Annotated in this window: 13 protein-coding genes; 6 read left to right on the top strand and 7 right to left on the bottom strand. The window is 69.7% G+C overall.

Annotated features, from left to right (window positions below):
• Positions 1-155 precede the first annotated feature (155 nt).
• From ACGFT1_RS25480 to ACGFT1_RS25500, 5 genes are all read right to left on the bottom strand, one after another.
• The gene (locus tag ACGFT1_RS25480; RefSeq protein WP_373911299.1) at positions 156-704 is read right to left on the bottom strand and encodes a phosphatase PAP2 family protein; all 549 of its coding nucleotides are present in this window, start codon (positions 702-704) and stop codon (positions 156-158) included.
• A gap of 156 nt (positions 705-860) precedes the next feature.
• Entirely contained in the window at positions 861-1,151 is a 291-nt protein-coding gene (locus tag ACGFT1_RS25485) for a hypothetical protein (protein ID WP_373911300.1), read from the bottom strand.
• Positions 1,152-2,588: 1,437 nt separating this feature from the next.
• Positions 2,589-3,221 carry a PadR family transcriptional regulator gene (locus tag ACGFT1_RS25490; RefSeq protein WP_373911301.1) on the bottom strand — a complete coding sequence of 211 codons (633 nt, stop codon included), beginning with the start codon at positions 3,219-3,221 and terminating at the stop codon, positions 2,589-2,591.
• A 14-nt stretch (positions 3,222-3,235) separates the two neighbouring features.
• Positions 3,236-4,000, bottom strand: a complete 765-nt coding sequence (locus ACGFT1_RS25495; RefSeq protein WP_373911302.1) for a DUF4097 domain-containing protein — start codon at positions 3,998-4,000, stop codon at positions 3,236-3,238.
• 121 nt (positions 4,001-4,121) lie between these two features.
• The gene (locus tag ACGFT1_RS25500) at positions 4,122-4,616 is read right to left on the bottom strand and encodes a MarR family transcriptional regulator (protein WP_373911304.1); all 495 of its coding nucleotides are present in this window, start codon (positions 4,614-4,616) and stop codon (positions 4,122-4,124) included.
• Between the two features lie 209 nt (positions 4,617-4,825).
• On the opposite strand from ACGFT1_RS25500, the gene ACGFT1_RS25505 reads away from it, so the two are divergent.
• Positions 4,826-6,538, top strand: a complete 1,713-nt coding sequence (locus tag ACGFT1_RS25505; protein WP_373911305.1) for an MFS transporter — start codon at positions 4,826-4,828, stop codon at positions 6,536-6,538.
• Between the two features lie 69 nt (positions 6,539-6,607).
• Here the strand turns inward: ACGFT1_RS25505 and ACGFT1_RS25510 are convergent, their stop codons facing one another.
• A complete protein-coding gene (locus ACGFT1_RS25510) occupies positions 6,608-7,396 on the bottom strand; it encodes an SDR family NAD(P)-dependent oxidoreductase (RefSeq protein WP_373911306.1) in 789 nt (262 codons plus the stop codon).
• Positions 7,397-7,673: 277 nt separating this feature from the next.
• Between ACGFT1_RS25510 and ACGFT1_RS25515 the strand changes: the two genes are divergently transcribed.
• From ACGFT1_RS25515 to ACGFT1_RS25535, 5 genes are all read left to right on the top strand, one after another.
• Positions 7,674-8,135, top strand: coding sequence for an anthrone oxygenase family protein (locus ACGFT1_RS25515; protein ID WP_373911307.1), 462 nt, complete (start codon positions 7,674-7,676; stop codon positions 8,133-8,135).
• A 62-nt stretch (positions 8,136-8,197) separates the two neighbouring features.
• Positions 8,198-8,824, top strand: coding sequence for a class I SAM-dependent methyltransferase (locus ACGFT1_RS25520; RefSeq protein WP_373911308.1), 627 nt, complete (start codon positions 8,198-8,200; stop codon positions 8,822-8,824).
• Positions 8,825-8,952: 128 nt separating this feature from the next.
• Positions 8,953-10,671: a BTAD domain-containing putative transcriptional regulator gene (locus tag ACGFT1_RS25525; protein ID WP_373911309.1), complete on the top strand. Its 1,719-nt coding sequence runs from the start codon at positions 8,953-8,955 to the stop codon at positions 10,669-10,671.
• Positions 10,668-11,864, top strand: a complete 1,197-nt coding sequence (locus ACGFT1_RS25530; RefSeq protein WP_373911310.1) for a cytochrome P450 — start codon at positions 10,668-10,670, stop codon at positions 11,862-11,864. Before ACGFT1_RS25525 ends, ACGFT1_RS25530 begins: the two co-directional genes overlap by 4 nt.
• 35 nt (positions 11,865-11,899) lie before the next feature.
• A complete protein-coding gene (locus ACGFT1_RS25535) occupies positions 11,900-12,442 on the top strand; it encodes a DUF1707 domain-containing protein (protein WP_373911311.1) in 543 nt (180 codons plus the stop codon).
• Positions 12,443-12,523: 81 nt separating this feature from the next.
• Here ACGFT1_RS25535 and ACGFT1_RS25540 read toward each other — a convergent pair whose 3' ends face one another.
• Positions 12,524-13,732, bottom strand: coding sequence for a cytochrome P450 (locus ACGFT1_RS25540; RefSeq protein WP_373911312.1), 1,209 nt, complete (start codon positions 13,730-13,732; stop codon positions 12,524-12,526).
• Positions 13,733-13,817: the final 85 nt, after the last annotated feature.

The following is a 13,817-nucleotide window of genomic DNA, read 5'->3' on the forward strand; positions in this document are numbered from 1 at the left end:
CCCGGCCCCCGGGCCGACCTGGACGCCCGCCTCCCGGGACTCCTGGCCGCCGTACTGGCCGAGGACGGACGCTGAGCTGACGGCTGCCGACCCCGGCGGCCGGCGGCCCGATGCCGCTTGACCGTTCCCTGTCGGCCCAGCCCGTCCCCTCCCCGTCACCGCCGCACGCGCACCGCCAGCCGCGGGAGGCGCCGGACCAGCCAGGCACTGCCGAGCCCGATGGCGGCACCGGCGGCGACATCGCTGGGGTAGTGGGCGCCTGACTGCACCCGCTCGACGGCGACCAGGGCGGCGGGCACCGCGCACGCGGCTCCGGCCGTCGGCCATGAGGGGATCAGCGCAGCGGTGAAGGCCACCGCGGCCGCGGTGTGCCCGGACGGGAACGACGAGGAATCGGGCCGGTCCTCGACCTCGTCGTGCGGGATCCACTCCTTGGGCGGACGCGGCCGGTCGGCCACCTGCTTGCACACACCGTTGGACACCAGCTGTGCCAGAGCCAGAGCCGCCAGACCCGAGACCGCGGCCTTCCGGCCCCGACGTCCGCCGGTGCAGGCCATCACCAGGGCCGCTCCGCACCACAGCTTGGAGCTCTCCGCGGCTTCCTCCACCGCCGAGAGTGTCCGGTGGATGTGGGGCTCCTGCCAGGCGGCCACCCGCTTGGTCAGACGGCGGTCCATGTCACGCACTGCGGTAATCAACGTCATGACCTGCTGGTATCCCGTGCGGCCCCGGACAGTCATCGATGTCGTGGACGGGCGGGTGGACACCGCTGTACCGGAAGCGCCGCCGCACCGTCACACGCCGTACCGCTTCCCGCGCAGGGTCAGCAGGAGAGCAGCCCCGTGCTCATGCTGCGGGACTTACCGGGAGGCGGGAGGGAACAGGGCCAGCTGGTCCTTCACCCAGGGGTCGAACACGGCTGCCCGCTGGGTGGACGACGGATAGAAGGTGGCCAGCTGGTCCGCGATCCACGGGTCGGTGGCCTGCCGGGCCGCGTGGTGACCGCAGGCGCCTCCCGCGGTGCCGTGGACCGGGAGGTGCCCAGCCGCCCCAGGTGTGGCCGCCAGCGCCGGGCTCCCGCCGGCCAGCAGAGCGCCTCCGGCGATCGCGGCACAAGCGCCTGCGACCGCGATCCGTCGCGTCAACTTCATGATCTCCTCCTTGCTGGCCCGCCACTGTGGGTCGCGATCGGAAACATCGCGTGATGTGAGCCCTTGTGGTGACGGGCGGAAGCATCCGGTCGGCCCACCTACCCACTCCTACTCCTCGCACACCGGCACCGGGCAAACCAGATGAAGCGGGGCAGCCGGCCGTCGTTCCGCCGTTCCGGCCGCCCGGCACCGCGTCGGGCGCCGCGACGCCGAAGAATGTTTCGTTTCCGCAACCGCGCAAAGCGGGCCGGCCCGAGTCCGGCATGATCAGCTCGCCGGGTGGTTCATTGACGACGCAGTCCGCTGTGCCGCTCATCGATGACGGGCACGGGCACGGGGACGGGCACGCGGGTGTGGGGCGTGGGGCATCCCGCAGGTGACGGAACGAGGAGAAGAGCACGCACCAGCCGGCCGCCCAGGAACCGATGAGCGCCAGCCAGAGGCTGGGCCGCACTCCGATCAGGTTGCCGAGCGCCCGCCCAGGACGCCACCGAGCGGCAGCGTGCCCGACACGACCTTGTGGACGGCCGCGTTCACCCGGCCCATCAGCTCCGGCGGTGTCACCGATTGCCGGCCACGGCGGCGGTCGTCGTTGCCGAGGACCGAACGGCGACCGATGCTCCAGAAGGTTCCCAGCCACCCGTTGAACTCTGTGAACAGGGGAACTTCGGCACTGCGGAGGCATGGTGGAACCGCTGACACGGAAGACCGGTTCGGGTGGGCGGAACGACGGGGGGTACGAGGTGCCGTCGCGCCGCGCATACTGCGGCCGGGGTTGGGCCGCAGAGGTCCGCCGGGGGGACGACCTGCCGCAGCCCGCGGTCGGAGAGCAACCCGGCGCGGGCGCCGCCCGGTGCGGGGAGAGCCTCCGGAACGAGTGCCTCGACACGGCCCTCGCCTCCGTGGCCTCGATGGTGAGCACTATTCTGTCGCTGGCCACCAGTGGTCCGCCGCCGCAGGCGCGCCGGGCTGGGCAGGCCAGGACCGCCGTGGCGCCGGCGTCCGGGAGCGACCGGCAGGCAGGACAGGGGACCAGCCCCGCACCCATAGCCATGAGGTGACTGGCTGAGCTGAATCGTCGATGTGGTCGGCTCCGGCGGGACCCACTTCCCTTGGGCTCAGCCGGGATCATGGCCGCGGCCATGGCGGCACGCAGCCGGTCCAGGGCAACGACGCCGACATCACCAGCAGCTGTTGCCGCAGCACGGGACTCGGCCGTCCCCCTGGCCGACCACCGCCTACCTGAAGATCCCAGCTGTAGCCCTTGTCTCCTCGGTGAGGGGCCGGACCTGGGGCCGCCGCCCCGGTCCGAAGGGCGGCACCGACCCCTCGCAGGCCAGGTGTGTCTTACTGGTCGAACCGCCTCGGGACCGGGCGGGTGCCGGGTCGCGAAGGCACCTTTTCGGGCTCCTGATCCGGACGGTGGGCCGGACCCGGTCAGTCCCGGGGCAGGAGCGTGCGCAGCGCGTCGGCCGTCTCGGCGAGCAGACGTGCTGCCTGCCGCAGGGAGTCATCCGGCACGGATTCCTCCGCGAGCAGGTCCTGGGCCGCTGCGGTGACCTCGCCCAGCCGATGCCGCAGACGTTCCCGGCCGGTCGGCTGTGCACCGGGGGAGGCCCAGCCGGCCCAGGTGAACCAGTTCTGATCGTCGGAAGTGTCGGTGGGACGACCCGTCGCCGCCTGGAACTGCTCACGGAAGTCCCGCACGATCGCCTCGACGTCGCTCCGGATGGACTCGCTGAGGCCGCCCGCGGCTGTCGCCGACGCCCCTGCCATGTCCTGATCACTCGCCTCGGGAGCGGAGTCGTCGCCGGCCTCCTCCAGTTCCCGTCGGCCCGCGTCGGTGAGGTGGTAGACCTTCCGGCCCCGGACCAGCTCGTGACGGACGAGTCCCTCGGCCTCGAGCCGGCGCAGCCTCGGATACACGGTGCCGGGAGAAGGCCGGTAGGCACCACCGAACTTCTCGCTCAGCGCGGTGAGCAGCTCGTAACCGTGCCGCGGGCGCCGGGCCAGCTCCTCCAGCAGGTGGAACCGGACCTCACCGTAGGCGAATCGGCGGCTGTCACTCATCCGCTCCACTACTCCTAGTCCGCGATGCCGCCTTCCTCGAAGCCGCCCTTGAGCAGCGCGATCCGGCCGGAGACGCTGTTGGCCCACACCGACGCGCTGCCGCGGCCGAGATCCCCTCGGGCTCTGTGCTGCATCGGCATCTTAACCGGGCTGACACTGCTGAACTGGCTGGAGACCCGTCCGTTCACGGATTCCAGAGTGACCCTGACGTCAGCGTCCTCCGGTAACCGGATGCTGAGATCGCCCGAGACACTGGACAGTTTGAGGTTGCGTGTCGGACGGGGCACGGCGGACAACGCGACGGCTCCGGACACCGATCTGATGTCCACGTCGCCGCTCAGATCGATGGCGTCCACATGGCCGGAGGACGTCTCCACGTCGACCTGGCCCGACAACAGGTTCAGCGTGGTTCCGCCGCCGCCGTTGTGCACATGGACCTCGGTGGCGCTGTCGAGCACCGCGACCTCGGCCTGGACCGACCACAGGTCGAGCTTGCAGTGACGCGGTACGGCGAGCGACATGACGACGTGCTGCGCGCGCCGCCGGCTCAGCCGGCCCTTGACGAGCTGCCGCCAGTCGGTGCCCTGGTGGCCGAGGAAGAGCAGTCCGTCGTCGATCTGGAGGCGTAACGGATTCCGGTCGAGTTCCGCGACCTCCAGCGTCACGAAGTCGTCGTTCGTGCCGATCACCTGGAGGCGGCCGCGCACGACGAAGGAGCGGACGGCCGTCACTCCTTGCAGGGTCATGCGCTGGGGCCGGTCGATCTGCATGTGCTTCATAAAGGTTCTCCGATTCGCACAAGTCGGCGTCCGCGGTCCGCGTGGCCCGGGGGGTCGTCGCTCACGGGGCGCCCATGTCCCCGAGGAGGCGGCCGGTGACCGGTACTGCGGCACCCCGGTGTCAGTTGCGGGCAGCGGGTTGTTCGAAGCCTTGCCGGAGCTTCATCGCCTCCGCGCGGGTGGTCTCGGTCGCGTGGCTGATGAAGTCGAGGACCAGTGCGATCTCGTGGTCCTCGTAGCGCGCGCAGAGATCGAGCATCGAGGTCGTGATGGAGCCGAAGAGCCCGGCGACGCGGGACGGCACGTCCGGGCTGACCGTGATGATCACTTTGCGGCGGTCGTTCGGGTCCTGTTCCCGGCGCACGAGCCCCGCCCTCTCCAGGCGGTTGACCACACCGGTGATGGAGCCGGAGGTGAGTCCGGAGACCTCGGCCAGCCGGCCGGCGGTGAGCGGTTCGGGGCCGGCGGCGAGGTCGAGGCACTTCAGGTCGGTGGCGTTGATGCCGAGGCGGTCGGCGATCCGCTGGTGGAACAGCACCGTTTCGGCACTGAGCCGGCGCATCTTCCAGGAGAGCGCCCCGACGAGTTCGTCCCTGGGTGGCAGATCGGTTGACATGCTTACTCAAGCCCTCCTAATATCTTAGCTCGCAAATCAAAATACACTCTAGCAGGGTGGTTTTCAATGCCCGCAGGGCGGTCAAACTGTCCGAAGATGGGCGGCTAGGATGCGCAAACGATCCGAGCGGCCATCGTGCTCCCACCCATACCTTACGTGTCTATTACGTGTCTTCCTCGATCAGGGGATGAACGAGCAAGGAGACCGATGTGACTACAGCTGAGTCAGGGGTGTCCGTCGAACCGAACGGCGGACAGGCCCGGAGCGCGCGGCGGTGGTGGGCGCTCGTCGCGCTGCTGCTGGCGAGCTTCATGGACCTGCTGGACGGGACCATCGTCAATGTGGCCATCCCGTCGCTCCAGCGGGACCTCGGTGTCAGCAACTCCGATGCGCAGTGGGTGGCTTCGGGCTATGCGCTCGCGTTCGCGCTGGTACTGATCACCGGCAGCCGGCTGGGGGACATCTTCGGCCGCAAGAACCTCTTCGTGCTCGGCGTAGCCGGTTTCGTCGTGTTCTCGGCGCTCTGCGGCGCGGCGCAGGATCCGGCGATGCTGATCGTCGCCCGGCTGCTCCAGGGCGCTGCCGCCGCGCTCATGGTGCCGCAGGTGCTGTCCACGCTCATGGCGACGTTCCCGCCCAAGGAAGGGGCCATGGTCGCCGGTATGTTCGGTGGGGTCTCCGGCCTCGCCGTGGTCAGCGGCCCCATGCTGGGCGCACTGCTGATCAAGGCCGACGTGTTCGGCCTGGAGTGGCGGTCGATCTTCCTGGTGAACATCCCGGTCGGCGCCGTCGCTCTCGTCGGTGCGGCCCTGTTCGTGCGGAACACCAGGTCGGAGCACGCCCAGCGGGTGGACGTGGTGGGCAGCCTGCTGGTCACCACGGCGATGCTGCTCGTGATGTTCCCCCTGCTCAAGGGCCGGGACCTCGGGTGGCCGCTGTGGACCTACCTGTCCATGGCCGCGTCGGTTCCCGTCTTCGCCCTGTTCGCCGTCGTCCAGATCCGCAAGGGCCGCGCCCAGCGCTCCCCGCTGGTGGAGATGAGCCTGTTCCGCAAGGTGCCCTTCAATGGCGGCCTGGTCATCGCGTTCCTGTTCTTCGCCGCGCTGATCGGCTTCTTCTTCGTCTTCATGCTGTACCTCCAGGTCGGGCGCGGCTTCGAGATCATGCACGCGGGACTCACCGCGCTGCCCTGGTCACTGGGCATGGCGGTGGGATCGGGTGTCTCCGGGGCGGTGCTGGCTCCCAGGCTCGGCCGCAAGCTCCTCAGCCTCGGCGCGCTGGTCATGGCCGCGGCCTTCACCGGAGTCATCCTGACCCTGCACCACCAGGGCCTGCACGCCACCTCCTGGCAGCTGATGCCCAGCCTGCTCGTCGCGGGTCTGGGGATGGGTGCCGTGGTCTCGTCGCTGTTCGGTATCGTCCTCGCGGCCGTGGAACCCCGGGAGATCGGGTCGGCCTCCGGCCTGGTCAACGCCATTACCCAGGTCGGTGCGTCGGCGGGGATCGCGATCCTCGGCGTCGTCTTCTTCTCGCTGCTGGGGACCCAGTCCTCCGGCATGGTGGACCGGGTCGCTCCCGAGCTGAGGGCGGAGATGTCCGCCGCCCACCTGCCGGCCGACGCTCAGGACCAGGTGATCCGCGTGTTCAAGACCTGCTACCACGACAGGATGGCTGCCACGGACCAGGCGGCGACGCCGGAGAGCTGCCGTGCCACCGGGGCCGGCGACGGGAAGGGGGCCGACGCCCCGCCGACCCTGGCGGACAAGAAGGTGGCGGTCGCACTGGAGCACGCCGGCTCCATGGCCAACGGCCAGAACTTCACCCTCGCGCTCCAGCGCACCCTGTGGTGCACGGTGGGAGCCATGGTCCTGGTGTTCCTGCTGTCCTTCGCCCTCCCGCCGCGTGCCCGCAATTGGGGCTAGCGGCAGGTGCGGCGCGGCCGGGGTGGCCGGGCCCGGCGGCCTGGCCACCCGAGCGGGGTCCGGCTCGGCTCAGCGTGCCCACAGGCGCTCGAAGGCGTGGCGGGAGATCGCGCGGGGGAGTACCCGGCTCAGGGCGATGGCGGCCCGGTAGGGACGCCCGGGAATGCAGACCGGCCGGCCGGTCTGCACCGCATCGATCGCCTCGCGGGCCACGTCGTCCCGGTCCAGCCAGAACGACTCCGGAAGGCGGAAACTCCGGGTGCCGCCGTCCGCCCCGCCCTCACCGCGCCGGACGAAACCGGGGCAGACCACGGTGACGTGGACTCCCGAACGGCGTGCCTCGCAGTACACGGTCTCGGTCATGGACGTCATGAACGCCTTGGACGCGGCGTAGGTCGCGCCCTGGGGCTGGGGCAGGAAGCCCGCTATCGACGAGACGTTGAGAATGCCGCCGTGCCGACGCGGCAGGAACGCGGACAGTGCCGCGTGCGTCAGCCGCAGCGGAGCCACGACGTTCAGTTCCACCTTCCCCAACTCGTGATCCAGCGGCTGGTCGACGAGGGGGTGCGGCGGGCGCGAGCCCGCCCCGGCGTTGTTGACCAGCAGATCGATCGGCCGCTCGACGGCGGTCAGGCGCTTTGCCACGGTGTCCAATTCCTCCGGCACCGTCAGATCTGCCGGCAGCACCTCGACGGACACCCCGTGGCGGCTGCGCAGTTCCTCGGCCAACTCCTCGAGACGCCCGGTACGGCGGGCCACCACCACGACATCGGTCCCCTGTGTCGCGAGCCGCCGGGTCAGGCTCTGCCCGATACCGCTGGAGGCTCCGGTCACCAGAGCCGACGCGTACGTCACCATCCCATGTCACCTCGTCTGCGTGTGGGCGACCCGGCAGCCGGCAGGCGACCGAGCGCTCCACTTACTTTGCCGACGATGCTGCCCGGCGTCGCTGGCACATCGCTGGACGGTCCGTCGACGCGCCGCACGATCGCAGGCACACCCGGGGACCGTACGGCAGGGCCGCCGCGACTGTGTCCAGTGAGCTGCGAGTGTCCGTACGGACGATCGAGCACATCGCGGCATCACCGGACCGCTGTCTCTGCGGACGGAAAGAGGAGCGAGTAGGAGAGGGGACGTGGGAGTGGTCCAACTCGTCAGTGTCACCGTCATATTCGGCAGCGGCCTGGTGGCCGGCGTGTTCTTCGCGGTGGCCGTCAGCGTGCTTCCCGCCCTCAGCGCCATGCCGCCGGACAGGTACGTACAGACGCACCACCTGCTCGGAAAGGGGTATCACCCGACGATGCCGTTGCTGGTCAACGCGACCCTCCTGGCGGACGTCGTGCTGGTACTGCTGACGGATTCCTGGACGGCCCGGGCCCTGTTGCTCGTATCCATTGTCGGCATTCTGGTGGTGGAGGCGGTTTCGCACCTCTGCAACGTGCCATTGAACAAACTGGTCCGGCAGGTTGCCGACGACACGGTGCCGGCCGACTGGCGCGATCCTCGGCCCTTATGGCGGCGCTGGCACGGGATCAGAACGATCTCCGCCTTCATCGTTCTGCTGCTGAACGGCCTGGCGGTCACAATTGGTCACTGAGCCAGGGACGGGAACCGGCCGATTTTCGGACCACGGGTGTCGGCCAATCGAAAGGGTTTATGATGAGACCGTGGCTTTACACAGTGCTGTACAAGCGAGGCGCCGCATGGGAGCACGGCGTCGGGCCGGAGCTGCGTGAACTCCTGGCTCAGGGGCGAATCACGGCCGACCCGCGGTCTCCGGACCGCCCCAGAGCCCTTGACCTGGGGTGCGGCACAGGAGCCAACGCCGTGTTCCTGGCCGAGAACGGCTTCGACGTCGTCGGCGTCGACTTCACCGAGTACGCGCTGGAGCGCGCTCGCGAACGCGCCCTCGAGGCGGGCGTCGCCGACCACTGCCGCTTCGTCCACGGCGACCTCTCGGCCGACCATATCCCCGGTGTCGACGGGCCTTTCGATCTGCTCGTCGATTACGGAACCCTGGATGACACCACTGGCCCCGTTCGCAGTGCGATGGTACGCACCGTGTTTCGGATGTCCCGCAGCGGTACCCAGTTCTTCCTGTGGTGCTTCTCGGCGGACAAGAAGGAGCTGCCGCTGGTGGCCCGGCGGAGAATCTCGCGGCTGCTCCATACGGTTATGGAGCCCGGGGAGGAGCAGCGTCTATTCGGACATGCCTTCACCATCGAACGATTACCGGATCCACCTCGCCCCGAACACGCGGCCTGCTTCCTCATGGTGCGCAGGTGAAAAGGCTGCTCCTCGACGGAATGACGGGCCCGGTGGCAGTCCGGTAGGAGTGGTCGGTGCGAGGTGATTTTCCGGGACCGTGAAAGCGCATCCCAGCACAGTGGCAGTTCAACAAAAGGGGGAACAGCATGCAATTCGGAATACTGGGAAGCCTCGAAGTCTACAGCGGAGAGACGTTGGTGACTCCGACCTCGCCCAAACTGCGGCACGTGCTGGCCGCGCTGATCCTGCATGCGAACCGTCCGCTCAGGCCCGAATCCCTCATCGACGAACTGTGGTCGGGCGAGCCGCCGGTCAGCGCCGCCACCACGCTCCAGACCTACATCTACCGGCTGCGGAAGAAACTGTGCCCCCACCGGCGCGTCGGAGAGCGGGAACTGCTCCTCACCGTCAACTCGAGTTACCTCTTAAGGACCCAGGCCGAACAACTGGACCTCACCCTGTTCGAGCAGCTGTTCCGCATGGGACAGGAGGCGCTGGGAGGCGGCCGGCCTGACCGGGCGTCGACGCTGCTCGGAGAGGCGCTCTCCCTGTGGCGCGGAAACATGCTCGAGGACATCTCGGTCGGACCACTCCTGGAGGCGAGTCTCGTCCACTTCGAGGAAGCGCGCCTGCGTGCCTTCGAGATGCGCATGGAGGCAGGTCTCCAGCTCGGCAGGCATCAGGAGCTGATTCCCGACCTCAAGGCCCTCACCACGAGTCATCCGCTGCACGAGGGATTCCCCGCCCAGCTCATGCTGGCCCTCTACCGCTCGGATCGCCGGCTGGAGGCGCTGGAGGTGTACCACTCCCTGCGGCGCCGCCTCGTCGACGAACTCGGTGTCGACCCGTCGAGCGAACTGGAGCACTTGAACCGGGCGATCCTGCGGGCCGACCCGGGCCTGGACCTCCCGGGCGAGAAGCGGACGGGGGTGCAGCTGAGGTTCCCGCCCCGGGCCCTGCCCGCGGACAAGCAGCAAGTGATCATCCACCAGTTTTCGGCTGCTCAGCTGGAGGCGCTGTTGAGCACCGCCTTCATGGACGTGCCCCGCGCCGACTCCCGGCCGCAGCTCGTGGCCCTGCACGGCATGCCGGGAGTGGGCAAGAGCGCCCTGGCGCTGCACGTGGCCCGACGCCTTCGTCCTCGGTTTGCCGGCGGCCTGTTGTACCTGGACCTCCGGGACGGGCAAGGGCGCCCCCTGACCTGCGACGAGGCGATGGCCCGCATGCTGCGGCAGGCCGGGATCGAGTTCAGCCCGTCAGAGGGTCCGGCGGAGGGCAGGAGGCGGTTCCGTTCCTGGAGCGCGGACCGTCGGCTGCTGGTCATTCTGGACAACGTCACGTCGGCCGATCAGGTGCTGCCCCTCCTGCCCAGCGGTCCGGAGTGCGCGACCATCCTCACCAGCCGGTCGCACCTCGTCGGGTTGGGCGATGTGGTGGCGTTCGACCTGGCCCCGCTGTCGGTCAACGAAGGGGTCCAGCTACTGGCGTCGCTGATCCTGCCGGAGCACGTGGTGAACGACCGAGAGCACGCCGAACAGGTGGTCAGGATGTGCGGCTGTCTGCCCGCCGCCATAAGCGCCGCCGCGCACCAGTTCCGTCAGCAGCCGCGGTGGCGGCTGCGGGATCTCGCCGCCTGGCTCGCCGATCCGCAGAGCCGGCTGAAGGCCCTCGGGTCGCCCGAGGGCGACCTGTGCAGGACCTTCGAACTCTCCGGCGCGGAGCTGGGCCGAAGCGGCTTGCAGCTCCTCGAAGCGGACCGCGGCCCGGCTTTCGGCTCCCAGCCGCCGGGCCAGGACGGGCAAGCCGCGCATTGTCCGGCCGCCCAGACCCAGGGCGTGGCCCAGTTGGTGAGGGAGGGGCGATGAACCAGCCGGAGGCGAGGCGCTTCCCGTTCCCCAGCCCGGGGCCGGTGGATATCGCCGAGGAATACGCGGAACTCAGGGCCGGCTGCCCGGTCGCCCGGGTGCGGTTCGCCACCGGCGACAGCGGATGGCTGGTCACCCGGTACGACGACGTGCGTACGGTGCTGACGGACGCGCGCTTCAGCCGGGCGGCCGCGGCCCGCCCCGACGCACCCCGCATGCGGCCCCTGCTTCCCGACCCGTCGACCATACTGTCGATGGACCCGCCCGAGCACACGCGGCTGCACAAGCTGGTCGCCCGCGCCTTCGGCAAGAAGCCGATCGAGCGGCTGCGGCCCTTCGCCGAGCGGACCACTGACGACCTTCTGGCCGCGATGCAGCGCACAGGGCCACCGGCCGACCTGGTGAGCGGCCTGGCCATGCCCCTGCCCGTGGCCGTCATGTGCCAGTTGCTCGGCGTGCCGTACGACGACCGTGACCGGTTCTGCCACTGGGCCGACGTGATGCTCAGCCTCGGCAGCCACACCCCCGACCAGGTGCGCGCGGCACGCGCCGGACTCGCCCGGTATCTGGCCGGGCTGATCGAGGCCAAGCGCGGCAGACCGGCCCAGGAGGACCTGCTGGATCTGCTGATCGCCGCACGGGAGGACCACGACCGGCTGAGCGAGCAGGAACTGGTCGTCTTCGGTGTCACTCTGCTGATCGCGGGCTACCACACGACGTCCAGCACCCTGGCCAACGGAGCGGTGCAGCTGCTGAGTCGCCCCGGGCTGGCGGACCGGCTCGCGCGTCACCCGGAACGGATCCCGCCCGCCGTCGAGGAGGTCCTGCGGTACAGCACGGCGGGCGTCAACGGCGGCACCATCCGGGTCGCCACGGAAGACGTACAGCTGGGCGGCGTCCTCGTACGGGCCGGTGAGGCGGTCCTGCCCGCGATCACGTCGGCCAACCGGGACGAAGCCGTCTTCGGCGACGCGGCCGTCTTCGACCCCGAGCGCGAGCACAACCCGCATCTGGCCTTCGGACTGGGTGCGCACTACTGCCTCGGCTCGCAACTGGCCCGATTGGAACTGACGGTGGCCTTCGGCCGGCTCCTCGCCAGATTCCCCGGGCTGCGTCTTGCCGGGCCGGTGGAGGAACTGGTCTGCACGTCGGGCGTCATACGGAACCTCGCCGCCCTGCCCGTCGTATGGTGAAGCGGAGTCGAACCTGGGAAAGGGGGCTGCCGGCCATGGCCGAGGAGCCGGACCACACCCGAGCGAAGCGGCTGCGGGCGTCCGACGCGGAGCGGGAACGGGCGGCGCGGCAGGTACAGGACGCGGTGGGGGAGGGCCGGATCCCGCTGGACGAGCTGGACCGCCGTCTCGCCTCGGTCCTCTCCGCCGCCACCCGAGCCGAGGTAGAGGCGGCCGTGGTCGATCTGCCGGCCGCGGTGGCCCCGGCTCCGCTCCGGGTGCACGCGGTGAAGGCGGTATCGCGACTCGACGGCCGCTGGGAGGTGCCGGATGTTCTGTTCGTCGACGGCTACGACGCCCTCATCCGGCTGGACTTCCGCGACGCCGTACTGCGACACCCCGAGGTGCGCATCGAATTGGCGGCGCAGAAGAGCGTGGTGAGGCTGCTGCTGCCGCCAGGGGCGTCCGTGTCCGTGCACGGACTGGCACTCCACAAGGGGTTCATCCGCAACCGGGCCCACGTTCGGCGCGATCCGCCGGGCGTCCCGCACTTCACGGTCATGGGGCACTTGTCGAAGGCCCTGCTCCTGCTGCGCTGACACAGCCGTCCTTGCACGGGACCCGGCGGCGCGACGGTCCAGGCCGCGCACCCTCCTCGGGTGCGCGGCCCGGCCGCGCGTTCACCAGTGGACGGGGATCTCGGTGAAGTTCTGGATCAAAGCGCCCTCGTTCCTCGGCAGCTCGTCCGCAGGCGCCGCCAGCCGCAGCCCGGGGAAGCGCCGCATCACCTCGCCCAGCGCCACCTGGAGTTCCATCCGGGCCAGCGCGGCCCCGGCACAGTAGTGCAGGCCCGTGCTGAAGGTGACATGCCGGTTGTCCTGCCGGGTGATGTCGAAGGCCTCGGGAGCGGAGAAGACCTCCGGGTCCATGTTGGCCGACTCGATCGAGGGAACAATGCTCGATCCGGCCGGGATACGGACCCCGCTCACCTCGATGTCCTCCTTCACGTACCGCAGCATGGACAGGGAGGAACCCATGACCTGGAGGCGCAGGAGCTCCTCCACGGCGGAGGGCAGCAGTTCGGGCCGGCGGCGGAGCTGCGCCAGTGCCTCCGGGTCGCTCAGCATGACGACCAGGCTGGAACCCAGCTGCCCGGCCGTGGTCTCGTAGCCGGCGATCAGCAGCAGCATCGTCCAGTAGACCAGCTCGTACTCGGTGAGGCTCGAGGCATCATCGTCCTGGGCCGTGATCATCGCGCTGATCAGGTCGTCCCCGGGCTCGTCCCGCTTGGCCGCCACCAACTGCTGTACGTAGGCGATCAGTTCGCCACGGGCCCGGCCGATCTCCTCGCCGGTGAAGCGGCTCACGGACAGGAAGTGGTCGGTCCAGACGCGGAACCGGTTCTGGTCCTCCAGCGGGACGCCGAGGAGCTCGCAGGTCATCCGGATGGTCAGCGGGAACGCCAAAGCCTCGTTGATGTCGGCGGGCCGGGGGCCTGCTTCCATCGCGTCCAGCAGTTCCGCGACCACCTTCTCGGCGCGGGGCCGAAGCTGCTCGACTCGCCGGGCCGTGAACGCCTTCGTGATCAGGCGCCGCATCCGGGTGTGCTCCGGCGGGTCCGGGCTGATCACGGGGTCCTGGAACATGACGTTGTCCTTCGTCATGCGGGCGGTCCCCGGCCGGGTCAGGTCGCGGCTCACCCGTTCGTCGGAGAGGACCGCGCGCATGTCCGCGTAACGGGTGATCAGCAGGGCCCGGTCGCCGCTGGGCAGTGTCACCGGGACGACCGGGTCCTTGTGGATGGTGCGCAGCTCCGAAGGCTGTTCGAGCGCGGATGGCCGCTTGAACGGGTACGGGCACGCGGTCGGGTTTGTGGGGCTCGTCGTCATACGTCTCACTTCCACGTCGGTCGGGCCCGGCACGACAGGCTCGCTGGTGGACCCTGCCGGCACCACGCCACGGCAGGGCCGGTCA

Origin of the sequence: Streptomyces sp. Y20, assembly GCF_043195475.1 — a bacterium.
Lineage (GTDB): Bacteria > Actinomycetota > Actinomycetes > Streptomycetales > Streptomycetaceae > Streptomyces.